Source organism: Rugamonas aquatica, from assembly GCF_009380215.1.
Classification (GTDB): Bacteria; Pseudomonadota; Gammaproteobacteria; order Burkholderiales; family Burkholderiaceae_D; genus Rugamonas; species Rugamonas aquatica_B.
In genome coordinates, this window is the sequence record NZ_WHUG01000003.1 from 486,672 (window position 1) to 509,081 (window position 22,410).

General features: G+C 65.8%; 22 protein-coding genes. 15 read left to right on the top strand and 7 right to left on the bottom strand.

Translation table 11 applies throughout. The features are described from left to right. Window positions 1–2: 2 nt before the first annotated feature. The 6 genes from soxX to soxC are packed head-to-tail and all read right to left on the bottom strand — an operon-like array spanning window position 3 to window position 4,691. The gene (gene soxX, locus GEV02_RS10240; RefSeq protein WP_152837884.1) at window positions 3–623 is read right to left on the bottom strand and encodes a sulfur oxidation c-type cytochrome SoxX; all 621 of its coding nucleotides are present in this window, start codon (window positions 621–623) and stop codon (window positions 3–5) included. A gap of 12 nt (window positions 624–635) precedes the next feature. Beyond that, window positions 636–1,442, bottom strand: coding sequence for a sulfur oxidation c-type cytochrome SoxA (gene soxA, locus GEV02_RS10245; protein ID WP_152837885.1), 807 nt, complete (start codon window positions 1,440–1,442; stop codon window positions 636–638). Window positions 1,443–1,452: 10 nt separating this feature from the next. Next, entirely contained in the window at window positions 1,453–1,764 is a 312-nt protein-coding gene (soxZ, locus tag GEV02_RS10250; RefSeq protein ID WP_008443707.1) for a thiosulfate oxidation carrier complex protein SoxZ, read from the bottom strand. 29 nt (window positions 1,765–1,793) lie between these two features. Continuing rightward, complete coding sequence (soxY, locus tag GEV02_RS10255; protein ID WP_152837886.1) at window positions 1,794–2,252, bottom strand: thiosulfate oxidation carrier protein SoxY; 459 nt, start codon at window positions 2,250–2,252, stop codon at window positions 1,794–1,796. Between the two features lie 31 nt (window positions 2,253–2,283). Beyond that, a complete protein-coding gene (locus GEV02_RS10260; RefSeq protein ID WP_152837887.1) occupies window positions 2,284–3,357 on the bottom strand; it encodes a c-type cytochrome in 1,074 nt (357 codons plus the stop codon). Next, a complete protein-coding gene (gene soxC / locus GEV02_RS10265; protein ID WP_328595776.1) occupies window positions 3,357–4,691 on the bottom strand; it encodes a sulfite dehydrogenase in 1,335 nt (444 codons plus the stop codon). The genes GEV02_RS10260 and soxC overlap by 1 nt, the downstream gene beginning before the upstream one ends. A 121-nt stretch (window positions 4,692–4,812) precedes the next feature. Here soxC and GEV02_RS10270 point away from each other — a divergent pair, with 121 nt between their 5' ends. From GEV02_RS10270 to lnt, 4 genes are all read left to right on the top strand, one after another. Further along, window positions 4,813–6,345, top strand: coding sequence for a methyl-accepting chemotaxis protein (locus GEV02_RS10270; protein WP_152837888.1), 1,533 nt, complete (start codon window positions 4,813–4,815; stop codon window positions 6,343–6,345). A gap of 358 nt (window positions 6,346–6,703) precedes the next feature. Then, window positions 6,704–7,798 (top strand): SGNH/GDSL hydrolase family protein, encoded by a 1,095-nt coding sequence (locus GEV02_RS10275; RefSeq protein WP_152837889.1) that lies wholly within the window; start codon window positions 6,704–6,706, stop codon window positions 7,796–7,798. 20 nt (window positions 7,799–7,818) lie between these two features. Further along, window positions 7,819–8,466: a hypothetical protein gene (locus tag GEV02_RS10280; protein WP_152837890.1), complete on the top strand. Its 648-nt coding sequence runs from the start codon at window positions 7,819–7,821 to the stop codon at window positions 8,464–8,466. Window positions 8,467–8,483: 17 nt separating this feature from the next. Beyond that, the gene (gene lnt / locus GEV02_RS10285; protein ID WP_235922728.1) at window positions 8,484–10,925 is read left to right on the top strand and encodes an apolipoprotein N-acyltransferase; all 2,442 of its coding nucleotides are present in this window, start codon (window positions 8,484–8,486) and stop codon (window positions 10,923–10,925) included. A gap of 23 nt (window positions 10,926–10,948) precedes the next feature. On the opposite strand, the gene GEV02_RS10290 is transcribed toward lnt, so the two are convergent. Next, window positions 10,949–11,848: a hypothetical protein gene (locus GEV02_RS10290; RefSeq protein WP_152837891.1), complete on the bottom strand. Its 900-nt coding sequence runs from the start codon at window positions 11,846–11,848 to the stop codon at window positions 10,949–10,951. A 124-nt stretch (window positions 11,849–11,972) separates the two neighbouring features. Here GEV02_RS10290 and GEV02_RS10295 point away from each other — a divergent pair, with 124 nt between their 5' ends. The 11 genes from GEV02_RS10295 to GEV02_RS10345 all read left to right on the top strand — a co-directional run bounded on the left by GEV02_RS10295 (window position 11,973) and on the right by GEV02_RS10345 (window position 22,320). Then, window positions 11,973–12,797: an arylamine N-acetyltransferase family protein gene (locus GEV02_RS10295; protein WP_152837892.1), complete on the top strand. Its 825-nt coding sequence runs from the start codon at window positions 11,973–11,975 to the stop codon at window positions 12,795–12,797. Window positions 12,798–12,878: 81 nt separating this feature from the next. Continuing rightward, window positions 12,879–13,592: a PEP-CTERM sorting domain-containing protein gene (locus tag GEV02_RS10300; RefSeq protein WP_152837893.1), complete on the top strand. Its 714-nt coding sequence runs from the start codon at window positions 12,879–12,881 to the stop codon at window positions 13,590–13,592. Window positions 13,593–13,698: 106 nt separating this feature from the next. After that, window positions 13,699–14,205, top strand: coding sequence for a sigma-70 family RNA polymerase sigma factor (locus GEV02_RS10305; protein WP_152837894.1), 507 nt, complete (start codon window positions 13,699–13,701; stop codon window positions 14,203–14,205). A gap of 2 nt (window positions 14,206–14,207) precedes the next feature. Further along, a complete protein-coding gene (locus GEV02_RS10310; protein ID WP_152837895.1) occupies window positions 14,208–15,161 on the top strand; it encodes a FecR domain-containing protein in 954 nt (317 codons plus the stop codon). A gap of 84 nt (window positions 15,162–15,245) precedes the next feature. Further along, window positions 15,246–17,696 carry a TonB-dependent siderophore receptor gene (locus GEV02_RS10315; protein ID WP_152837896.1) on the top strand — a complete coding sequence of 817 codons (2,451 nt, stop codon included), beginning with the start codon at window positions 15,246–15,248 and terminating at the stop codon, window positions 17,694–17,696. Window position 17,697: 1 nt separating this feature from the next. After that, window positions 17,698–17,982: a DUF3649 domain-containing protein gene (locus GEV02_RS10320; RefSeq protein WP_152837897.1), complete on the top strand. Its 285-nt coding sequence runs from the start codon at window positions 17,698–17,700 to the stop codon at window positions 17,980–17,982. Further along, window positions 17,979–19,571, top strand: a complete 1,593-nt coding sequence (locus GEV02_RS10325; protein ID WP_174999037.1) for a PepSY-associated TM helix domain-containing protein — start codon at window positions 17,979–17,981, stop codon at window positions 19,569–19,571. Before GEV02_RS10320 ends, GEV02_RS10325 begins: the two co-directional genes overlap by 4 nt. Next, the gene (locus tag GEV02_RS10330; RefSeq protein WP_152837899.1) at window positions 19,568–19,855 is read left to right on the top strand and encodes a DUF3325 domain-containing protein; all 288 of its coding nucleotides are present in this window, start codon (window positions 19,568–19,570) and stop codon (window positions 19,853–19,855) included. The genes GEV02_RS10325 and GEV02_RS10330 overlap by 4 nt, the downstream gene beginning before the upstream one ends. A 112-nt stretch (window positions 19,856–19,967) precedes the next feature. Continuing rightward, on the top strand, window positions 19,968–20,750 hold the full coding sequence (locus GEV02_RS10335) for a substrate-binding periplasmic protein (protein ID WP_152837900.1): 783 nt from the start codon (window positions 19,968–19,970) through the stop codon (window positions 20,748–20,750). A 20-nt stretch (window positions 20,751–20,770) separates the two neighbouring features. Next, window positions 20,771–21,880, top strand: a complete 1,110-nt coding sequence (locus tag GEV02_RS10340; RefSeq protein ID WP_152837901.1) for a porin — start codon at window positions 20,771–20,773, stop codon at window positions 21,878–21,880. Window positions 21,881–21,894: 14 nt separating this feature from the next. After that, window positions 21,895–22,320, top strand: a complete 426-nt coding sequence (locus GEV02_RS10345) for a type 2 periplasmic-binding domain-containing protein (protein ID WP_152837902.1) — start codon at window positions 21,895–21,897, stop codon at window positions 22,318–22,320. The last annotated feature ends 90 nt before the right edge of the window (window positions 22,321–22,410 follow it).

Here is a 22,410-nt window from a genome sequence, read left to right on the forward strand (position 1 = left end):
AATTACTGGTTGACCGGCGATTCAGGCGCCAGCAGCAGCGCCATCACATCCTGCATCTGCTTCTCCGTCAGGATGCCGGCGGCGCCGAAACGCGGCATCACCGAACACGCCTGGAAGGCATGCGAGTTGTAGATCTTGGCCCAGGTGTACTTCAGGATTTCCGGCGTCGGGCCGCCGCGCAGCTTGCCGTACTGCTGCAAACTGGGGCCGATATTGCCGAAGGCGATTTCCTTCTTGTCCATCTGATGGCAGGCATAGCAATTGCCGCCGGCCGCCGTCCCTTTCGGATCGGATGATTGCAGGCCGCGCCCGTTCTGCGCGACCTTCTCGCCTTCCTTCCAGTCGCCCAGATAGTTGCCGTCGGCCGGATAGCGCACGGCGGCCGTGGCCTGCTGTTCGATCTGCTTGCGTTGCGCGGGCTTCAGCGGGCGCTGCGCATCCTGCGAGCACAGGCGCTGAGCCTCGGTCTGTTCCAGGCGGTCGACGGTGGCTTCGTTCTTGTCGCGGAACGAAGCCTTGAACGCAGCGAGGTCGGCGCTATCCTTGGCTGCCGGCCCGGCGGCTAGTGCAGCGCTGGAGGCCAGCATGCCCAGCAGGACTGCGGTGATGAGTTTGCTTTGCATGGACACTCCGTATCAGCGTTTCAAGCCCGGCGCTGCCATCACGCCGCCCTTGGCGTTGACGCCGAGGTAGGTGATCAGGTCGATGGCTGCCTGGGAGTTGTATTCCAGTTGCGGGAAGCGCTGCTGGCGGAAGCAGTCGGCCATGCGCCACTGCATGGTACGCACCGCGCCCTGGCTGACGCGGTAAGCGGGCCAGCTGGCAAAGGCGCCGCGTGCGGCGGCCGCCTGTTGCAGGTTCGGCAGGTCTTGCAGGCGGATGCGCTGGTCGTTCTTGCTGTGGCAGGAGGCGCAGGAAAAATCATGCGGGCCGGCGCGGTAGAAGAACGCTTGCTTGCCTCGTGCATACGCGGCCTTTTCCTCGGCATGCTGCTGCGGCAGATTGATCTTCACGTCACGCGAGGCGGCCGACACATAGGCCGCCAGCGCTTCCATGTCGGTGGCGCGCTCGCCCTGTTCGGAAAATGGTTTGCGCACGATGTCGGCCCGCTCAATGCCTTGCAGCGTCACCATGCAATGCACCAGGCGCGCTTCGGCGTCCATCACCTTGCCCGTGTCCTTGAAGTAGCGCGGTAGTTCGGCATAGGCGCCGGCAATGACGCCCGGGCCTTTGCCCAGGTCGCATGCTTCCAGCGTCGCCTGCTTGGGGCCGCGCTTGCTGGTCCACAGTACTTCGCCCTGGCCTTCCACCAGCTCGGCGGGATTGCCGTCGGCCAGCATGGCGCGGTACTTTGCGATTTCATCGCTGGTGCTTTGCGCTACGGCGCTGCCTGCAACGACCAGCCCCAACAGGCTGGCCCAGGTGACACGGGATAGTGGCATGGTGGCGGCCTCAGGCTACGGTGACTTGATCGGTGCGGCTTTCGCCCAGATTGTCCTGCCAGCTGACGCTGACCGTATCGCCCTTGGCGCCGCCCTTGAACTTGAAGGCGAGATAAGGGTTCTGCGAGACCGACTGGCCCCACTGGCATTGCAGCACCACGCGCTCGCCGTGCTTGACGGTGACGTCGGTGATGTAGTGCGCAGGCACCACGTTGCCGGCCGCGTCCTTGCGGATGCCGGCCTCCATCGGATGGGCCATCAGTACTTTTACTTCCGTAACGCCATTGGCGGCGTTGGCACGGATTTTCATTGGATCTGCCATGTCTGCTCCTGTCCTGATTCTGATTGGGGTCAGCCGCCGCAGCCGCCCAGCGTGACCTTGGTTTCCTTGGTCGCCGAGTACAGCTTGCCGTCGGCGGTCTTCACCACGGCCACCACGTTGGTGCTCTGGCCCATCTTCAGGCGGCTCTGCACGGCGGTGGTGGTGCCCTCAGGGATGATGAACTTGGCGGCCAGCGGGTTCGGGTTCTTTTCAACAAAGAAGTAGATTTCGCTGGTGCCGGGAATATTGGATGCCACGCTCACCGGCACCACGGCGCCGTTTTCAGCGATGTCGGGCGAGGTGATGACGATGTCCTTGCTGTCGGCCGGCGTGCCGCCGACGGCGGCCAGCGCATCGGCCAGGCTCTTTGCGCTGAAGCCTTCGCGGCCGGTGGCGGCCAGCGCTTGCCTGCTGGTCACGAGGCCACAGGCCACCAGCAGGCCCAGGGCCGAGCTGGTTTTCAATACGGTACGACGGGTGGGGTTCATGCAGTCTCCTGGTGGTTGCGGATAGGCCCGCTCATTGCGCGCCGCTGGCCAGCCATTGAACGATGGCTTGCATGTCGGCTTCTTTCAACTGGCTTTGCGGCGGCATGGGCATGGCGCCCCATGCACCGGCGCCGCCGCTGCGTATCTTGGTTTGCAAATAGGCGGCGCGGTCGGCGCGGCCCTGGTACTTGGCGGCGACATCGCGCAAGGCGGGACCGATAATTTTGTTGGTCACGCCGTGACAGCCGAGGCAGCCGTTCTTGCTTAGCAGTTGCTGAACGTCGCTGCCGGCGGCGGCCTTGGCTGGGACCACGGTCGGCGCAACTGCGGCTGCGGCAACGGCGGCGGCCGGCGCCAGCACGGCGCGCGCGGGACGCGTGGTATCGGTGCCGCGCACGCCGCCCAGTGGACGGTTTTGCTCGGCCAGATTGCCATGCGCGTTGCGGGCGAAGTCGGGCAGGCTGGAAGTCTGCTTGGCCTCGGTCGGGCAATTCGTCATGCAGGCGGTATTGAGCACATCGGGCTTGCCCTTGATGTCCCACAGGCCGGGCTGGCGCACCAGGCCGTCGCGGTTGGGAAGGCGCTTCTGCACGTCGGCGATGTTATCGTTGCTCAGCACGAAATCGGACGGCACGACGCCGCCCAGGTTCAGGATGTGTGCGGTGACGGCATACACCTCATCCGCGCTCAGCGACTTGGGCGCATCCCACGGCATGGCGCGGTTGATGTAGTCCCACAGCGTGGACAGGCGGGCCACCTTCATCAGCGTCGTGCGTTGCGGCACGCTGCCGTTGGACAGGGCCGCCACATGGCCGCTCTTGATATCGGCGTCGGTGGTGCCGCCCACGATGGGCGTGAACACCTCGTTCGATTCGCCAAAGCTGCCGTGGCAGCCGGCGCAGCGGTTTTCCCAGATCTGCTCGCCCTGGGCGACGGAACCCCGGCCTTTCGGCAGTCCCTGGAAATCGGCGCGCACGTCGATATCCCAGGCCTTGATTTCAGCCGGCGTGGCGGGGCGGCCGATGGCTTGCCATGGCGCGTCGGCCGCTTGCACCAGAAGGCAAGCGCCCAGCAGCGCGGCGGCGGCGAGTATCGATTTTTTCATCAGCTCACCTGCACGTTGGAGACTTCGCCGTTCGGCGACACCTGCCAGGACTGGATGGCGTTGTTGTGATAAATGGAGCGCGTGCCGCGCACGGCGCGCAGCTGGTTGATCTTGGGCTGCACATAACCGCTGTCGTCGATGGCGCGGCTTTGCAGCACGGCGTTGCCGCCATCCCACACCCAGTCGATATTAAATCGCGTCAAAGCCTTATTCTGCACCGGTCCTTCGATGCGTGCGGTGCGCCAGTTGCGGCCGCCATCCGTGCTGACATCGACGCGCTTGATGCGGCCGCGCCCCGACCACGCCAGGCCGCTGATGTTGTAGTAGCCGCGATCGAGCAAGGTCTGGCCGCCGGACGGCGTGGTGATTACGCTCTTGCATTCCTGGATCGAGGTGTACTGGCGATGCTGCCCGTCCGGCATCAGGTCGACGTAGTGGATGGTTTCATCCTTGGTATCCCACGGCTGGTCGCCCACTTCGATGCGGCGCAGATACTTGACCCAGCTGACACCCTGCACGCCCGGCACAACCAGGCGCAGCGGGTAGCCGTTTTCCGGCCGCAGCATTTCGCCGTTCTGGCCCCAGGCCACGATGACATCGTCCAGCGCGCGTTCGATGGCGATGGTGCGCGTCATGCTGGAACCGTCGGCGCCTTCGGCCAGTACAAAACGGGCGCGCTTGCGGTCGATGCCGCACATGTCGAGCAGGGTCGACAGCAGCACGCCCGTGTATTCCGAGCAGGCCAGCATGCCGTGCGTATATTGCACCGTCGGCAGCGCGACATTGCCCCACTCGGCGCCGGTATTGGCGCCGCATTCGATGAAGTGGATGCGCGACACGGACGGCAGGCGCATCAGGTCGTCCATGGTGAACACACGCGATTCGCGCACCAGGCCGTTAATCATCAGGCGGTGCTGGCTGGGGTCGATGTCATGCCAGCCTTGGTGGTGGCGTTCGAAGTGCAAGCCGCTCGGCGTGATGATGCCGAACAGTCCTTGCAGTGGCGTGAAACTGACGGAAGCCTGGCGCACGCGGGTCAGCCCCGGGCTTTCGCGGCGCAGCACATTGCCCTCCCACTTGGACGGCTGTCCATAGGGCTGGGCGGCGACTGGCTGGCCCAGGGTCTTGCTGTGCGCAGGCAAGGTCAGGATGGCGTCGTCGCCGGCCGCGTTCTGTGCGGCGGCCACGCCACCCGCAGCAACGCCGGCACCCATGGCCAAAGCCTTACCCATGAAGCTGCGGCGCGCGGTACGCGCCTGTGCATGCTGGGCCTCACCGAGATGATGCTCGGGGGCTTGCAACAGCCTGCCGATAGTGCGTAGCACATCCGTCACGGCCGGTCTCCTTGTGTTTTTATGGGGATAAGCTTAGCCTGTACAAGTTCCTCAACGCAAGAGATTTCCTGTCCCGTACTGTTGTCATAAATTTAAAATATCCAATCAGGGGAGAACACCGATGAAGTTACGCGACAAGATGGTGCTGTGCATGGCTGTGGTGTGTTGTGCTTTCCTCGTCGCGCTCGGGGTGGCGTTGATGGGCATGCAAAGCGCACGCAACCAGTTCCAGCAATTCCTGGAGGTGGATCAGGCTTTGTTGCAGACCACGACCAACCTCTACGCGCAAGGTCTGCAGATGGGACAGGCGCTGCGCAACGTGGTGCTCGATCCCAGCAACAAGGCCGGGATCAAGAATATCGAGGATGCCAGCAAATCTTTCGCAGAACACATGCAGGTGGCGCAGGGCCTGGTCGCACCGCAAAGCGAGGCCGGCAAGATGTTCGCGGACGTGGCGCAACTGCGCGAGAAACAGGCCGCGCTGCAAACGAAAATCATGGCGCTGGCCAAGGATGACCAGCCCGCTGCGATCCAGGTGTTGAACAAGGATGAGACGCCGGTCTGGCGCGTGATGCGCGGCCATCTGCTGGACTTCCTCAAGGCCAAGAAGGATGACGTCAAGGCAGCCGAAGCCAGCGTGATCGCCTCCACCCAGCGCACGCTGTGGATCAGTCTGGGCCTGGCGCTGGCCACGCTGGTGGCGGCCGGGTTGGTCACTTACTGGCTGGCGGCCAATGTGATGCGCCAGCTGGGCGGCGAGCCGGACTACGCGGCCGACATCGCGCGCCGCATCGCCGCCGGCGATTTCACCGAAGAGATACAGACGACCGGCGGCGATCGCGACAGCCTGCTGTCGGCCATGAAGTCGATGCAGCAAAGCCTGGCCGGCATCGTGGCCCAGATCCGCAGCGGCGCCGAGACCATTTCGACGGCGTCGAGCGAAATCGCCGACGGCAACCTGGACCTGTCCAACCGCACGGAGCAGCAAGCCACTTCGCTGGGCCAGACCGCCAGCGCGATGGACCAGCTGACCGGCACCGTCAAGCAGAATGCCGGCAGCGCGCGCCAGGCCAGCGGCCTGGTGGCGGCGACGGCGGCGGTCGCGGTCAAGGGCGGCGCGGTGGTGTCCGAGGTGGTGACGACGATGGGCGAGATCAATCAATCGTCGCGCCGCATTGTCGACATCATCGGCGTCATCGACGGCATCGCTTTCCAGACCAATATCCTGGCGCTGAATGCGGCGGTCGAAGCGGCACGTGCAGGCGAGCAGGGGCGCGGCTTTGCCGTGGTGGCGTCCGAGGTGCGCAACCTGGCCCAGCGCTCGGCGTCCGCCGCCAAGGAAATCAAGGAACTGATCGGCGTATCGGTGCAAAGCGTGGAGCAGGGCGCGCGCCTGGTCGCGCAGGCCGGCACGACGATGGACGAGATCGTGGCCAGCGTCAATCGCGTCAGCGCCATCATGGGCGAGATCGCCGACGCCAGCGAAGAACAGACCTCGGGCATTGAGCACGTCAACAACGCCATCGTCCAGATGGACCAGGTGACGCAGCAGAATGCGGCGCTGGTGGAGCAAGCCACGGCGGCGGCGCAATCGATGCAGCAGCAGGCCGCCGAGCTGGCCGGCGCCGTCAGCGTCTTCAAGCTGCGCCGCTAGGCCGGCTCATTTCTCTGCATTGTCATCAGTTGGTAATTTTGCAAAAGTACACTGACGACATGGAAGTTCCCGGCGTCGCGTTCTTGCGGCTCGGTTTGCAGTCCATGTGATCCCCACGCGACAGACGGGCGGACCCGGCGAGACATTTTCGTGTCCTTTCGAGACAGCGGCCGCACAGGTGAATCGTACGGCTGCCAGCGTAGGTAACATGAACTGTTTGCTAACTTGAAGTTGATGGGAACGATGGCAGCCTGACCGCCGCGCTATGATGGCTCGTGCGACCGGGGCTGCTGTACGTCGTAGTGCGAGAAAATCACATAATGAGCCATCTTGCAGAGACTCTGATCGGAGACACCCCATGTCGTACACCCGCTTTCACAAGAAGTCGTTGCCTACGCTGTTGTCCACTCTTGTCTTGCTCGCCGTTGGGAACCATGCGGCGGCCAGCACCCTGAACCAGAACGTTTCCTGGACCATCGACCGGCCAGGCACCAGCACCGTTTATCGCGTGGTGGCTTACGGCGATTCCATCTTTGCCGGCTACAACGGCTCCGTCACCAGCGCCGCCAAGTACTCGGCGCCGACGGTGGATGCGGAATACCTGTCCGCGCTGTGGAACGCCGATATCGAGAGCGTGCGCCGCACCAAGTCTGGCGCGGTCGCCTCGGATGTCTACAACAACAAGATCGTCGCCGAGCGTTCGTATATGCAGGCGAGTAACACCCGCGTGGTCGCCTTCGAAATGTGCGGCAACGATGGCTTGCAAGCCCGCACCGCTTTCAAAGGCCAGTCCGGCACCTGCGACGACAGCGTGCTGACGGCGGCGGAAAGCAGCTGCAAGACCTATGTCGCGGCCGCGATGGACTACATCAACGCCAACGCCTATTCGGGCGTCAAGCTCAAGCTGGTGTCGAATCTGCACTACCCAGGCTATGCAGCAGACAACGTCCAGAGCTCGTGCAAAGATCCATCCACCGGCAAGACCGTGAACATGCAGGACAAGTTCCTGCCGTCCCTGGTGCGCATCAACTTTGCGATGTGCGATCTGGCCCGCCAGAAAGGCTTTGCCTGCGCCGACAACTTCGCCCAGTACATGGGCGCGGACTATGACAGCAACGGCGACGGCAAGATCGACTCCGAGGCGCTGCGCTATGTCGCCGGCGAGAGCCAGGCCAGCTATGTCACCCGCATCACCACCACGCTGCGTTCGACGCTGCGCGACGCTAACACGCACTTCGTGTCGTCGGGCAGCAGCTACGACTACATCCAGTCGGACGACACCCACCCGACCTACAACGGCAGCACGGTAACGGCCGGTCTGTTCGGCGGCAGCACCGGCACGGGAGCGCCACGCTACAGCTCCTTCTCCGGCGGTAAGAATCCGATCTGGAATCAGTACGGCCACGAGCGGATGGGCTGGGCGGTGTCGACCTACAACGTCGCAACGCCTTGAGGCACAGCTGAGACTATCCCTTGGATAAGCCTCCGAGCACCTGGCATCCGCGCGCCGGCTATCTTGCCGTCGCGCTGGTGCTGGCCGTGATCGGCTGCGGCGTGCTGGTCTATCTGGTGACGACGCCCGACGCCAATCTGGTCGGGCCGCCGTTGTCTGCTCAGGCCAGCGCGGCGTCTGCCGCCGGGCCTCAGCCCGCGTCTGCTCCGGCGATACCGCAGCCTGTGGCGCAAGCCTCATCATCATCAACGCCGCCGCGCCTGCCGGAAGGCGACGCCGACCCGACCCGCGACCTGAAAAGCTATGTGGCCCGTGGCGAGAAGCCGACCATGCCCGAAGTGATAGAACGCCTGCATGAGCGCGGCGTGTACTCCGGCCTCGGCGCATTTTCTCCGCCGGGCACTCGTCCGCCCATGGTCGGACTGGCTGTGCCCGAGAACTTCGAACTGCCGCCCGGCTACGTCCGCCACCACCAGGCCACCGACGACGGACAGCGCATCGAAGCCATCCTGATGTTCGCGCCGGATTTCCAACTTTACGATGCCGCCCACCAACCGATAGCCATGCCCAAAGACCGCGTCGTACCGCCTGAACTGGCTCCGCCCGGATTGCCGATCCGGCGCATCGTCATTCCCAAGCCCGTGGACCCGACCGGCCCCGGCCGCTGAAAAACATGCGACAACTATTGAACTCTTCAACGACCCGTATGGCGGCCGGCATCCTGGCGAGCGCCGTTCTGTCGGCCTTGTATGCGCGTGGCGGCGCCGGTTGGCTGCTGGGCTTTGTGATGCTGGCGCCGTGGCTGTTCACGCTCAACGCCAGCCGCACGCTGGCTACAACGCTGGGCTGGGCCTACCTGATGTCGCTGGCCTTCACGGCGGCCGTGTTTCCCTGGTTCGGCACCGCGCTCGGACGCTACACGCAGACCGGCGCCACCACCGGACTGGCCGTGCTGCTGCTGGCCGCGCCCTTGTTCCAGCCGCAGTTCCTCGTGTTCGCGCTGGTGCGCCATGTGGCGGGACGCAGGCACGGCCCGCTGCTGCGCGCACTGGCTGCAGCGGCGGCGTGGGTCGCTGCCGAATGGCTGCTGCCCAAGCTGCTCGGCGACACGCTCGGTTATGGACTGTATCCATCCCGGTTGATGCGGCAGGGCGCCGCTGTGGCTGGCGGCGCGGGCCTGACAGTGTTGCTGTTGCTGGCCAACGAAGGCGTCGTGGCCGCGCTGGCGCATCGTCGCGATGGCTGGCGTGCGATCGCCCGGCCGCTCGCGCTGGCCGCGTTGGGGCCGCTGCTGTTGGCGGGCTACGGGCTGGCCGTGCTGCCGGATAAAGAGGGCAATGTCGTCGCCGGCAAGCCGCTGCGGGTGGGCCTGGTGCAGGCCAACCTCGTTGACTATGAAGGCATGCGCCGCCACAAGGGCGCCCGCGCGGTGGTGCAGGAAGTACTCGCCACGCACTTCGCCATGAGCTACGACGCGGTGGTGCGGCGCCATGCGGAAGTGGTGCTGTGGTCGGAGACCGCTTATCCGACCACGTTCGGCCATCCCAAGAGCGAGGCCGGTGCGGAGTTCGACCGCGAGATTCTCGCCAACGTCCGTGCCGCCGGCGTGCCCTTCGTGTTCGGCACCTACGATATCGACGGCGATGGCGAATACAACGCGGCCGCCTTCGTGCAGCCCGGCGCCGGCCTGACGGGTTTGTATCGCAAGACGCGGCTGTTCCCCTTCACCGAATACGTGCCTGACTGGCTGGACGGGCCGCGCCTGCGGCAGCTGCTGCCGTGGACCGGCAACTGGCGCGCTGGCAATGGCGCGCGGGTCTTCCCGCTGAAGCTCGCCGACGGCCGCGAGGTCCCGGTGCTGCCGCTGATCTGCCTTGACGATGTCGACGCCGGCCTGGCGATCACCGGCGCCAGGCTGGGCGCGCAGGCGATCATGACGATGTCGAACGATTCCTGGTTCACCACCGATCCCGAGGGCGCGCGCCTGCACCAGACGGTGGCGGCGTTCCGCAGCATCGAGACGCGGCTGCCGCAAGTGCGCGTCACCACCAACGGCTACAGCGCCGTGTTCGACGCCACCGGCAGCCAGCTGGCCGGCACGCGCATGGGCGAACCGGCGCTGGTGATCGCGGACGTGGTGCCAGGCCAGCCGGCGCCGACCTTGATGGTCCGCTGGGGCGACTGGGTAGGACGTGCCGCCTGCGTATTCCTGCTGTTGCTGGCGGCCAGGGCGGCCATTCCATCCTGGCGTTCGGAAGGCGAGGGGGCCTTGTCGCCCGCGCAGCCTGCCATGCGTTTCCCGGTTCGTGTCGCGGTGCTGCCGCCGGCGGCCCGGTTTGCCGCAGCGCTGTTGCGGGCCCTGGCGCGCGCGGGCCTGCTCGGCATCTGCGTGGCGCTGCTGCTGAACGAACCGTTGCGCACCAACACCCTGGCGCAGATCCGCCTGTTCAGCGGTCTGTTCCTCGCGCCGGAAATCGCCTCGTGGTGCGTGCTGCTGGCGTTTGCCGCGCAAGCATCGATCGATGGCGGCGTGCTGGTGCTGACGCGGGGCGCACAGCGCATCGAACTGGCGCTCGGCGAGATTGCATCGGTTGAGTTATGGCGCTTGCCGATTCCGGCCGCCGGTGTCGCGCTGCGGCTGGCGTCGGGCCAGCGTTGGCAGTATGGACTGGCGTTGGCCAACCCCATGGCGTTCGCCGTCGCGCTGGGACTGAAGCAGGAGCAGCCGGGCGCGGTGATGGGCGTGTATGCGCGCGCCCGTCTGGCGCTGCGCCGCCGCAAGCTCGACCGGCCGCTGGTCAAGTTCGTGCTGCTGCCGCTGGCGCTGGCGATACCCGCGTTCCACCTGCATCAGCATATCGCCTACGGCAGCGCGTTCGGCGAGTACTACACCTACGGATTGAAGGCGTATCTCACGGCGTTTTCGTTGTGGTGGGCCGCCTGGTCCATCGGCGTCGTGCTGAGCGCGGCCTTGCTGCGGGCGGCGATTGAAGTTGGCGCCTTGATGGCGGCGTTGCTGCGTCCCGGGCAAGCCATCGCAGTGCGCGGCTGGCTGGAGCGCGCCGGCCGCCTGGCCTTGTATCTTGGCCTGCCGGGATGGTTGCTGGCGAACCTGTACGGGACGTAGCAGGTTCGCCGCTTGCCGGGTGTTTACAACTGCGGCTTGTTGTCGCGCACGGTATTTTCGAGATTCTTTTTCTGTTGCTCGCGTGCGGCCGCCTCGGCATTCAATGTGCCGACGTCATGCTGCAGTGGCGGCGCGACGATTTGGACCGCATACCGGTCGAGCATGTCCTGATTGCCGGTGCGCAAAGCCGAGGTGTTGATGGTGATGGCCATGGAGCAGGTCGGCGCGTACTCTTCATAAACACTGATGTTGTCTGAAATCGGGGTGTACCTTGAGTACGGTACTTCACGGCAGGGAGTGTAATTGAAGTTGGTACTGAACGACGCGATCTGCTTGCCCGCCATATCGTACACCCACGCCATGTTGACCGTGATCTTGTCGCGATACATGACCTGGCCGCCGGGTTGGTCATATTTTGTCTTCAGCGACTGGACCAGGGTATCTTTCAGTATAGCCTTGCTCGGTGGCAGGGCTTGGTCGCGTTTGATCGCCCAGACTGTACCCCCCTCGTTGAACAGCACACTGAAGAAATCCGCGCCCTTGGGATCGCTGGTATTGGCTCCGACCGATGCCTGGAAGCCGACCTCCCGCTTCGAGCCAGGATGGATGATGGGGATGAACTTGTAACCGGGATTGAGCTTTTGCACCGCCTGGCGCGCTTCGTTGGCGGTGAGGCCGACCCGGATGCCGGCGATATCCGGTCCACCTGAGCTGAGCAGCGACGCCGGCATGGTCCTGCCGGTGGCGGCTCCAGCCTGCGCACTGCCGCCGTTGGCCGTCGCCGTGGCGCTGGCTGGCTCTTTGCCCAAGCCCTTGTCCACGCTCTGCTTGACGATTTGTTTCAGGTCGATGCCGCCGTTAGCTTGGCTTTCCACCGAAGCCGTCAATGCCAGCGCGGCGATAAAGAGTGCCGAGGTTTTCATTCTTCCATCCTTATTTATTCGATAATGTTAATGTACAACATTTTGCGCGGCGCGCGCCAGATCCGGTTTCAACAGGACTGTTATGATGGTGGTTCTTTCGCCAACATTATGATGAGGTGAGACCATGGAATTACTGGACGCATACTTTGCGCGCATCGGCTACACCGGCCCGCGCACCCCCACGCTGGACACGCTGCGCGCCTTGCAGCAGCTGCACCCGGCCGCGATACCCTTCGAAGCCATCGACGTGCTGCTGGACCGCCCGGTGCTGCTGGCGCCGCAGGCGGTGGACGCCAAGCTGATCCACGCCGGGCGCGGCGGTTACTGCTTCGAGCAGAACAGCCTGTTCCAGCGCGTGCTGAACGCGCTGGGCTTCAAGGTGGAGCCCCTGATCGCCCAAGTGCGCTGGATGGCCGGCCCCGAGTCCCAGTACCGGCCGCGCACGCACATGGTGCTGCGGGTGACGGTGGACGGCCAGCCCTGGCTGTGCGATGTCGGCTTCGGCAGCTGCGTGCTGACGGCGCCCATCCGCTTCGACCTGACCACGCCGCAATCCACGCAGCACGAGCGCTTCCGCCTCACGCCGCAGGGCAACGAGCATTTGCTGGAAGCGCTGCTGGGCGATGACTGGATGCCGGTCTACATGATCTCCCCGGCGCCGTGCCGCGAGGGCGACTACGAGATGGCGAACTTCTACTCGTCGACCTATCCGTCGTCGCACTTCCGCCACGACCTGATCGTCGCGCGCAGCACGCCGGAAGCCCGCCACGCGCTGCTGCGCAACCGCCTGACGATACGCCGCCCGGATGGCGGCGGCGAGCGCCGCTACCTGTCGGCCGACGAGCTGGAAGCGGCGCTGGCCGAGATTTTCCTGCTGCCGGTGACGCCCGACTGGCGCCCGGTGCTCGAACGCGCGGCGGCGACGGTATGGGAGCAGCAGGGCGGCTAGCGTGCGCCGCGTAAATTTCCTTTCCGATAATCTTCCCCTATAATTGCAATATTTGCATGCTTTTACGATAAGGGGATCAGATTGAAAAAATTACTGGGATTCTTCTGCGGCATGGCGCTGCTGGGCGCCGCCGAAGCCAAGGTGGTCACGTATGATTTCACCATCACCGTCCAGCACATCACCGAGATGGACCACGGCGCCAACCCGGTCTACGTGCAATCGAGCACCCGTCCCGGCGCGCTGGTGTCGGTCGGCGAGCAGGTGCACGGCACGTTCAGCTTCAACACCGAGACCCCGCTGAGCGTGGTCTACCAGCCGCCGGTGCAGGCCAACGGCACCTGGCTGTTGTACTCCGACTCCGTGAACTACAAGAATCCGATCGACGCCGTGTTCCAGAACAGCGGCCTGCACACCACCTTGCCCGCCGGCGTCAAGGTCAACAGCACCGTGCAGGTGGCCGACAACGCCACCACCTTCCACAATGGCGATGTCTTCTCGTTGATTAACAGCGCGTCCTACAAAGGCGAGATCTTCACCCACAACATCGAGCTGGGCGACAGCACCGGCGCGGTCTTCAACAGCGCCGCGATTCCCCAGGCGCTGAACTTCAGCCAGTTCAACTACGGCAGTTATGGTTTCTCGCGCATGTCGGTCGACGGCCTGTGGGTGGAAGTCGACGGCGACATCTCCAGTCTGACGCTGTCGCCAGCGCCGGCGGTTCCCGAGCCATCCACCTACCTGATGCTGGGCGCCGGCGTCTTGCTGCTGGCCTGGCGCAGGAAGGCGCGCGCCTGACCGCCGAGTCCATCTTTGCCCCGGCGCGGCCCACCGCGCCGGATTGGTGATTGTGGCAATATCCGTTTGGCTGTAGAATAGATGAGAATAATTCCCATTCTCAAATATGGCAGCCACGGACACGTCACTCAACTTCAGCGCCTTGTACAGCGAGCACCACTGCTGGCTGCAGCGGTGGTTGTACGCCAAGCTGGGCAATGTCGGCGATGCCGCCGACCTGGCGCAGGACACCTTCATCCGCATCCTGGGACGCGGCGACCTGCCTGCGTTGCAGGAGCCGCGCGCCTTCCTGAGCACCGTCGCCAAGGGCATATTAATCAACTGGTACCGGCGCCAGGCGCTGGAGCGCGCCTATCTGGAAGCACTGGCCACGCTGCCCGAGCCCGAAGCGATCTCCCCCGAACAGCAGTTGCTGATCCTTGAAACCCTGCACGAAATCGACGCCATGCTCGATGCCTTGCCGGCCAAGGTCAAGCAAGCCTTCCTGATGTCGCAGCTGGAGGGCTTGCGCTACGACGAGATCGCCGCGCAGCTGGGCCTGTCCGTCATCACCATCAAGCGCTACATGAAGCAGGCTTACCTGCGCTGTCTGCTGGCGATGGAGAGCGCGTAGGCATGGCCGCGCCGATAGCGCCGCGCGCGCTGGAGCAGGCGGCGGAATGGCTGGTCCGCTTGCAGGACGGCGCCACCGAAGCCGATCACGCGGCCTGCGAGCAATGGCGCCGCAGCGATCCCGACAACGCACGGGCGTGGGAACGCGCCGCTACGCTGCTGGGCAAGTTCGACGGACTGCCGAAGGCGCTGGCGATGCCGGCGCTGCATCGTCCCGCCGTGGCAGGCCGCCGCGCCGTCGTCGCCCGCGTGGCCGCCGCGATCGCCGCCATCCCCGCAGGCTGGCTGGGCTGGCGTTACGCGCAATCGCAAGTCTGGGCGCCGGACATCGGCACCGCCGTCGGCGAACGCCGCAGCGTCACGCTGGCCGACGGCACGCAGCTGACGCTGAACACGGCCAGCGCTGTCGATATCCGCTACACCGGCACGGAACGCCTGCTGCTGTTGCGCAAAGGCGAGATCCTGATCCAGACCGGGCACGACGGCGCGAACCGTCCGTTCCGCGTGGCCACCGCGCACGGCACCTTGCAGGCGCTGGGCACCCGCTTCAGCGTCCGCCTGCATGAGGACGACACCGCGCTGGCCGTGGAGCAGGGCGCCGTTCGCATCACGCCGGAACATGGGCAGGGCCTGGTCGTCGCGGCCGGCCAGCAAAGCCGCTACACAGCGCGCAGCGCGGCACCGCCGAGCGAGCTGGACGCAGGCAGCTCCGCCTGGACCACCGGCATGTTGCTGGCCGACCGGATGCGCCTCGACCGGTTGGTGGCGGAACTGTCGCGCTACCGTGGCGGCTACATCGGCGTCGACGCCCGCGTAGCCGGCCTGCCCATCTCCGGCGCCTTCCCCGTGGCGGACAGCGAGCGCGCGCTGGACATGCTGGTCTCGACCTATCCCATCGATGCGCTGTCGCGACTGAACGGCTACTGGATCACGCTGGCCCCGCGCCAGGAAAAATAATTGCCGTCCGCCTGATACTTTTTCGCGGCTCGGCTGGCAAGGAGATTGAACCTCTCTATCTGCCAAACAAAGGAAGTCGCTGCAATGTCGAATACCTCTGCCACCCCGTCCGCGCACCGTCTGTCGCGCGCCGTACGCATCGCCGTGCTCAGCATGTCGCTGGCCGCCGCCAGCGTGGCCGCTGCCGCCGAGCCCGCACCGCAAACCTACCAGATCGATGCAGGCCCGCTGGGCCGCACGCTGTCCACGATCGCGGTGGGCGCCGGCATGCCGCTGTCCTTCGACCCGGCGTTGACCGCCGGCCTGAACAGCCCAGCGCTGAAGGGCAGCTACACGCCGCGCGCCGCGATGGAACGGCTGCTGGCCGGCAGCGGCCTGGCGCTGGTCGGCCGCAGCGACGGCACGCTGACGCTGCAAAAGCACGCACCTGCCCCGTCCACCTCGGCCACCGCCATCGCCGGTGCCACCACGCTAGCGCAAGTTGAAGTGCACGGCATGGGCGAAGGCAGCAACGGCACGCCAGGCAAGATCCGCAGCAGCGGCGCTACCGGCCTGGAGCTGTCCGTCCGCGATACCCCGCAAGCCATGAGCGTCATCGGCAGCCAGCGCATCCACGACCAGGGCCTGGAAACCTTGCAGGACGTGGTCGCGCAGACCACCGGCATCACGCTCGACCATTCCTCCACCACCCGCGAGACCGACCAGCTGTTCTCGCGCGGCTTCGCGGTCGACACCTATCTGTTCGACGGCATTCCGACAACAAAGCTGGTGGAGCCGACCAGCTTCGACGCCAACATCTACGAGCGCATCGAAATCGTGCGCGGTGCCGCCGGCCTGATGGGCGGCACCGGCAGCCCTGCCGCCGCCATCAACCTGGTGCGCAAGCGTCCAACACGCGAGCTGCGCGCCGAAGCCGAATTGCAGGCCGGCAGCTGGGACCGCTATCGCGCGCAGGCCGATATCTCGGCGCCGCTGAGCGACGATAAAAGCGTGCGCGGCCGCGTGGTCGTGGCCGAGCAGGAGCAAGGCTCCTTCATCGAGCGCTACCGCCAGGACAAGGACTTGTTCTACGCCATCGTTGAAGCCGACCTGGGCCACTCGACCCTGCTGAGCACCGGCCTCAGCTATCAGCACGAGCGCCTCACCGGCGCCAGCCGCCGCTTCGCCGGCTTTTACAGCGACGGCAGCCAGACCGACTTTCCGCGTTCGACCAACAGCGCTTCCCGGGCTTCGTACTACGACCGCAAGCAAAGCCTGAGCTTTGTCACGCTGGAGCATTTCTTCGACAACGACTGGAGCGCCAAGCTGGCGCTGAACTACGCCGCCAACCAGTACGACGCCGAACAGGGTTACGCCATGCGCGGCCAGCTGGACAAGCGCACCGGCGCCGGCCTGTCGCTGTGGCAGACCAAGTGGGACAGCAAGCCGCAGCAGCTGTCGATCGACGCTTACGCCAGCGGACCGTTCACCGCCTTCGGCCGCCAGCACGACCTGGTGTTCGGCATGAGCGCATCTAACACCAAGACCACCGGCCCGACCTTCCCGGCCTGGGTGCTGCCCGGCTTCGACGCCACGGTGCCGAATTTTTACACCTGGAACGGCAACTCGCCCACGCCCAACTACAACGGCACCATCAACGGCAGCAATCTGGAGAAGGAGCGCTCGCTGGCCGGATACGGTTCGGTGCGCCTGCGGCCGACCGATGCGCTGTCGCTGATACTCGGCATGCGCGTCACCAACTGGAAGCGCGATACGGAAAGCGTGTCCTTCGGTTCGCCGACCGTCAGCGACAGCTTCAGCAAGAACGGCAAGCTGACGCCGTATGTCGGCGCGGTCTACGCGCTGACGCCGGACTGGTCGACCTACGCCAGCTACACCAGCATCTATTCGCCGCAAACCTACCGCGACCGCGGCAACAGCCTGCTGCCTCCGCTGGAAGGCAATAACACCGAGCTGGGCATCAAGGGCGACTTCCTCAACGGCCTGCTGAGCACCAGCGCCTCCGTGTTCCACATGCGCCAGGACAATCTGGCGGAAATGGATGCCGACGAATTCCTGCTGCCAGCGGGCGGCGGCACCTATGCCTACCACACGGTCAAGGGCGCGACCGCGCAGGGCTTCGAGCTGGAAGTGTCGGGCCAGCTGCGGCGCGGCTGGCAGCTGACGGCCGGCTATGCGCGTTCGCGCGTCGAGGACAGCAGCGGCAAGCGTTTGCAAACCAGCCAGCCGCTGAACAACCTCAAGCTGTGGAGCAGCTATGAATTGCCCGACGTCGGCAACGGCCTGACGGTGGGCGGCGGCATCAACTGGCAGGGCGAAATCTATACCGACAACGCCGGCCCCAACCGCGAGCGCTTCACCCAGAGCAGTTACGCGCTGGTGTCGCTGATGGCGCGCTACCGCATCAGCCAGCAGCTGTCGGCCACGCTGAACGTCAACAACCTGCTGGACAAGCACTACTACTCGTCCGGCGGCGGCGGTTTCTATGGCGATCCGCGCAACGTCATGCTGTCGCTGAACTATCGCTTCCACTGACATGCCTACCGTACTGAACCGCACGCTGGCCGCAGTCTTGGGCGGCTATCTGCTCGCCGCCGCCGGCGCGGTGCTGCTGGCGACGCTGGGCGATGGTCCCGGCGTCGCGGCCGGCGACGCCATGCTGGGCGGCGCGCTGCTGGGCCTGGCCTTGTACGCGCCCGCCATCATCTGGGCCTTCGCCGCGCGCAGCGCCTTGCGCGCATGGGGCGGCCTGCTGGGCGCCAGCCTGCTGCTGGCAATCGCCGCCTACGCGCTGGCCGTCGTGCCGAGAGGGATGCCATGAGTCTTCCACAGCAGGGGCTGCGCCAGCGCATGGCGTGGCTGCATACCTGGGGCGGCCTGTGGGTGTGCTGGCTGTCGTTCGCGATCTTCCTGACCGGCACGCTCAGCGTATTCGTCGATCCGATCTCGCATTGGATGCGGCCTGAACTGGTGGAACAGCATGCCGAAGAATCGGCCTTCGCGCCCAGCGGCCACGATGCGCAGCTGGCGCACGGCGTCCGCCATTTGCAGCAGCAGGCGCAGGGCAGCAGCATGTGGGAGCTGTGGCCGCGCGCGGGCGAGCGGGAGTTCCAGGTGTTCTGGATCAACGCCAGCGGCTATTATTCCGACGCCCATCTGTCCACCGTGACCGGCGCCGAAGTGCCGGACGACGCCGGCAAGGTGCGCGACACCAGCGGCGGCAACCACTTCGTCGAATTCCACCACGCGCTGCATGCCGGCAGCATTGGGCTGTGGATCGTCGGCGTGGCGTCGGCCGCGATGCTGGTGGCGCTGATCTCGGGCGTGATTACGCACAAGCGCATCTTCAAGGACTTCTTCACCTTCCGGCCGGGAAAGGGCCAGCGCTCCTGGCTGGACGCGCACAACCTGCTCGGCGTGCTGACGTTGCCGTTCTTGTTTGTCATCGTCTACAGCGGGCTGGCGATCAGCTGGAGCACCTATATGCCGGCCGTGATCTGGGCGCAGGAATTGCGCACCGGTGAAAAAACCAATGTCCGCGACTACGGCCCGGTGAGCCAACCGAGCGGCCGCCCCGGCGCGATGACGCCACTGGCGCCGCTGGTGTTGCGGGCCGAGCAGACTTTCGGCAGCCCGGTGTACGCGGTGGTGGTCAACCATCCGGGCGACGCGGCGATGACGGTGCAGGTGTACAGCAGCACGTCGCCATCCAGCCAGCAGGGACAGCTGCTCAGTACGCGCGGCATGATGACCTTCGACGGCGTCAGCGGCGCGCTGCTGGCGACCCAGATGCCGCACGCGGTGCCCGCCAATCCGGCGCGCGCCACCATGCGTACGCTGGACGAGCTGCACCGCCTGCACTTCGCCGGCGCGGTCATCCGCTGGCTGTACTTCCTGGCCGGACTGGCGGGGACGGCGATGATGGCGGTGGGCGCCATCCTGTTCATGGTCAAGCGGCGGGTGAAGTCGCTCAAGGAATTCGGCGCGCGCACGCCGCAGGTGTATCGCCTGATCGACGTGCTCAACGTGGCGTCGGTGGCGGGCTTGCCGCTGGCATGCATCGCCTACCTGTGGTCCAACCGCTTGATCCCGCTGGCGCTGGCCGAGCGGCACGAATGGGAAGTGGCGGCCTTCTTCGCCGCCTGGCTGGCGGCGCTGGTGCATGCCGCGTGCCGCCCCGCCGCGCTGGCGTGGAGCGAGCAGTTGTGGACGGCCGCCGCGCTGTGCCTGCTGCTGCCGGCGCTGAACGCCGTCACCACCGGCCAGCAGGTGTTCGGCTACCTGCTCGCGGGCGATATCGAACGCGGCGGTGTCGAGCTGGCGGTGCTGGCGTTCGGCGCCGTGCTGGCCGTCGCGGCGCTGCGCGCTGCGCCCAAGGTGGCGTACCGGGGAAAGGCGGTGGCGTCATGAATTACGCACTGACCGTGGCGGCGGCCCTGCTGTTGGCCAGCTCCGGCATGACGGCGCTGGCGCTGGCGATCGACCGCCATCACCGCCAGGTCTACGGCGCCGACGCCACGCCGGGCGCGCGCCTGGTCTTGCGCGTCGCCGGTGCTGTGCTGCTGGCGCTGGCGATCTGCCCGTGCGTGCTGCTGTGGGGTGCTGGCGCGGGCATCGTGGCGTGGACCGGCATGCTGACGGCAGGCGCGCTGGTGCCGGCGCTGGCGCTGGCCTACCATCCGCGCAGGAAGTAGACCGAGGGACTTAGCCCACAAAAAAAGTTTGCATCGGCGCAACACTCATTGCGGCGATCCAGACGGCATTTGCTAGAATGAGGCTCGGATTACTGCGGTCGCCTCCCATGCCATGAGTCGTTTCTACGCATTCCTGTTGCTGTTCGGTCTCGCTGCCGGTTCCGCCTGCGCGGCCACCGTGCAGGTGTGCGCCGACCAGGCGGAAATGCCGCCGCTGGTGTTCGCCGAACGCATCGATGGCCAGCGCAGCGACAAGGTGGTGGGCGCCAGCGTCGACCTGCTCAAGCTGATCGGCTCGCGCCACGGCTGGCAGGTCAGCGTGCAGCTGCTGCCATGGGCGCGCTGCCTGGCGCTGGTGGCCGATCATCGCATGGACCTGGCGCTCAACGCCGGCCAGACCGACGCCGGCAACAAGCTGGCGCTCAGCGATGTCTACTTCACCATGCACAATGTGTACTTCTATTCGCGCCGGGCGCGGCCGCAAGGCTTGACGCTGCAAAAGCTCAGCGATGTCAACAACTACCACTTGTGCGGCCTGGGCGGCTACCAGTTCGAAGCCTACGGCATCCCCACCAGCAAGGTCGACCGGGGCGTCACCGTCGGCTATGAACAGCTGATCGGCAAGCTGCACCTGGGCCGCTGCGACTTGTTCATCGATAGCCGCGAAACCATGGCCGGCCAGTACCTGATCAACCCCAAGCTGCGCAGCCTGCTGGTGGATGGCACGCTGGTCAGCCAGCCGCTGCCGGATTCGCCATTGCGTCCGCTGTATTTCGCCGTGGCCGCCGGCGGTGCCGATGCCGCGAAGCTGCTGCAGAATCTGAACGAAGGCCTGGCGCGCCTGGGCAAGACGCACGAACTCGACAAGCTGCTGGCCCGCTACCTGGAACCCTAACCGACACGCACGGAGGCTGGATGCACGCCACTTCCCCCTTGAATCAGGCCATGCTGCTGGCGCTGCTGGGCGGCGCATGCGCCTTGCCCGCGCGGGCCGCGGAACCGCCGTCCGATCCGGTGCAGCCGATGTGGTCGGTCAACGGCTTCGGCACGGTCGGGCTGGCCCATTCGGACCAGCATGCAGGCGACTATGTGTTCGACAATCTGCAACCGTCCGGCAGCGGCCGCAACCGCCAGTGGACCGGCGATGTCGACAGCCGCCTCGGCCTGCAACTGACGGCCAATTTCACGCCGCAGCTGTCCGGCGTGGTGCAAGTGGTGTCCGAGTACCGCTCGAACAACCGCTACCAGCCCTTCATCAGCTGGGCCAACCTCAAGTATGCGATGACGCCGGACCTCAGCGTGCGTGTGGGGCGCATCGGGCTGGCCAGTTTCATGGCGTCGGATTCGCGCCGGGTCGGCTACAGCAATATGACGGCGCGTCCGCCGATCGAGGTCTACCGCCTGCTGGCGCTGAAGGAAAGCGACGGCGTCGATGCCTCGTACCGCACGCACTTCGGCGGCTTCAGCAACACCACCAGCATCCTGTACGGCAAGCGCACCGTCACCAACACGCGCGGCGTCGACGTGCATTCCACCGCCGTCATGGGCGTGTTCGACACGCTGGAGCGCGGTCCGCTGGTACTCCACGCGGCCTATCAGCAGCGCGATGTCGACAACCAGAATCCGCCGCGCGGGCGCTTCATGTCGCTGGGGGCGGCATGGGATCCCGGGCCGTGGTTTGTGTCCGGCGAATGGGTCAGGGTCGGCAATTACGACGGCAAGGGCGTCAAGGCGATACGCGAAGCCTGGTATGTGAACGGCGGCATGCGCTTCGGCACGCTGGCGCCGTATGTGACGCTGTCCGAGCTGCGGCCGCTGACCGATACCGGCAACATACCCGTTGCGCAGCGCACCTATGCGGCCGGCCTGCGCTGGGATGCGGCGCGCAATGTCGATTTCAAATTGCAGTGGGACCAGCTGCACCTGGGCAGCGCGTCGTACGGCACCTTGCAGAACGTGGTGGCGGGCGCGCCGCGTGGCGGCCATGTGAACGTGGTCAGCGTGCTGGCCGATTTCCTCTACTGATGGGCCACCCGACCATGCGACAGCCCATCATCATCGCTGTGTTGGCCGCCGCACTGCTGGCCGGCGGCGTCTGCCGCGCCGAGGTGGTGGTGATCGTCTCGGCGCGCAATCCCGTCAAGGCCCTCAGCAGCGAGCAGGCGGCCGACTTGTTCCTTGGCGTGTCGGCGGACTTTCCCAACGGCCTGCACGCGGTGCCGATCGACCAGAGCGAAGGCTCGCCGGTGCGCGACACCTTCTACCTGCGCAGCAGCGGCAAGGCGCCGGCGCAGATGAAGGCTTACTGGGCGCGCATGCTGTTCACCGGGCGCGGACAGCCGCCGGTGGAATCGGGCGACAGCGCCACCGTCAAGCGCCTGGTGGCCGACAATCCCAACCTGGTCGGCTATATCGACCGCAGCGCGCTGGACCCCAGCGTGCGTGCGGTGCTGACGATCCACTAAGCCCCCGTCATGCACGCCACTGGCGGGCATGACTTCCCGCGCAGGCGGGAACCCATGCTAAGCCTCCCGGCATGCGGCGTATGGATTCCC

Coding starts and splice junctions, on each gene's coding strand:
- GEV02_RS10345 (WP_152837902.1), top strand. CDS start 21,895: ATGCGACAGCCCATCATCATCGCTGTGTTGGCCGCCGCACTGCTGGCC.
- GEV02_RS10335 (WP_152837900.1), top strand. CDS start 19,968: ATGAGTCGTTTCTACGCATTCCTGTTGCTGTTCGGTCTCGCTGCCGGT.
- GEV02_RS10310 (WP_152837895.1), top strand. CDS start 14,208: ATGGCCGCGCCGATAGCGCCGCGCGCGCTGGAGCAGGCGGCGGAATGG.
- GEV02_RS10260 (WP_152837887.1), bottom strand. CDS start 3,357: ATGAAAAAATCGATACTCGCCGCCGCCGCGCTGCTGGGCGCTTGCCTT.
- GEV02_RS10290 (WP_152837891.1), bottom strand. CDS start 11,848: ATGAAAACCTCGGCACTCTTTATCGCCGCGCTGGCATTGACGGCTTCG.
- GEV02_RS10275 (WP_152837889.1), top strand. CDS start 6,704: ATGTCGTACACCCGCTTTCACAAGAAGTCGTTGCCTACGCTGTTGTCC.
- GEV02_RS10320 (WP_152837897.1), top strand. CDS start 17,698: ATGCCTACCGTACTGAACCGCACGCTGGCCGCAGTCTTGGGCGGCTAT.
- soxZ (WP_008443707.1), bottom strand. CDS start 1,764: ATGGCAGATCCAATGAAAATCCGTGCCAACGCCGCCAATGGCGTTACG.
- GEV02_RS10315 (WP_152837896.1), top strand. CDS start 15,246: ATGTCGAATACCTCTGCCACCCCGTCCGCGCACCGTCTGTCGCGCGCC.
- GEV02_RS10295 (WP_152837892.1), top strand. CDS start 11,973: ATGGAATTACTGGACGCATACTTTGCGCGCATCGGCTACACCGGCCCG.
- GEV02_RS10330 (WP_152837899.1), top strand. CDS start 19,568: ATGAATTACGCACTGACCGTGGCGGCGGCCCTGCTGTTGGCCAGCTCC.
- GEV02_RS10270 (WP_152837888.1), top strand. CDS start 4,813: ATGAAGTTACGCGACAAGATGGTGCTGTGCATGGCTGTGGTGTGTTGT.
- GEV02_RS10340 (WP_152837901.1), top strand. CDS start 20,771: ATGCACGCCACTTCCCCCTTGAATCAGGCCATGCTGCTGGCGCTGCTG.
- soxX (WP_152837884.1), bottom strand. CDS start 623: ATGCAAAGCAAACTCATCACCGCAGTCCTGCTGGGCATGCTGGCCTCC.
- soxY (WP_152837886.1), bottom strand. CDS start 2,252: ATGAACCCCACCCGTCGTACCGTATTGAAAACCAGCTCGGCCCTGGGC.
- GEV02_RS10325 (WP_174999037.1), top strand. CDS start 17,979: ATGAGTCTTCCACAGCAGGGGCTGCGCCAGCGCATGGCGTGGCTGCAT.
- soxA (WP_152837885.1), bottom strand. CDS start 1,442: ATGCCACTATCCCGTGTCACCTGGGCCAGCCTGTTGGGGCTGGTCGTT.
- GEV02_RS10305 (WP_152837894.1), top strand. CDS start 13,699: ATGGCAGCCACGGACACGTCACTCAACTTCAGCGCCTTGTACAGCGAG.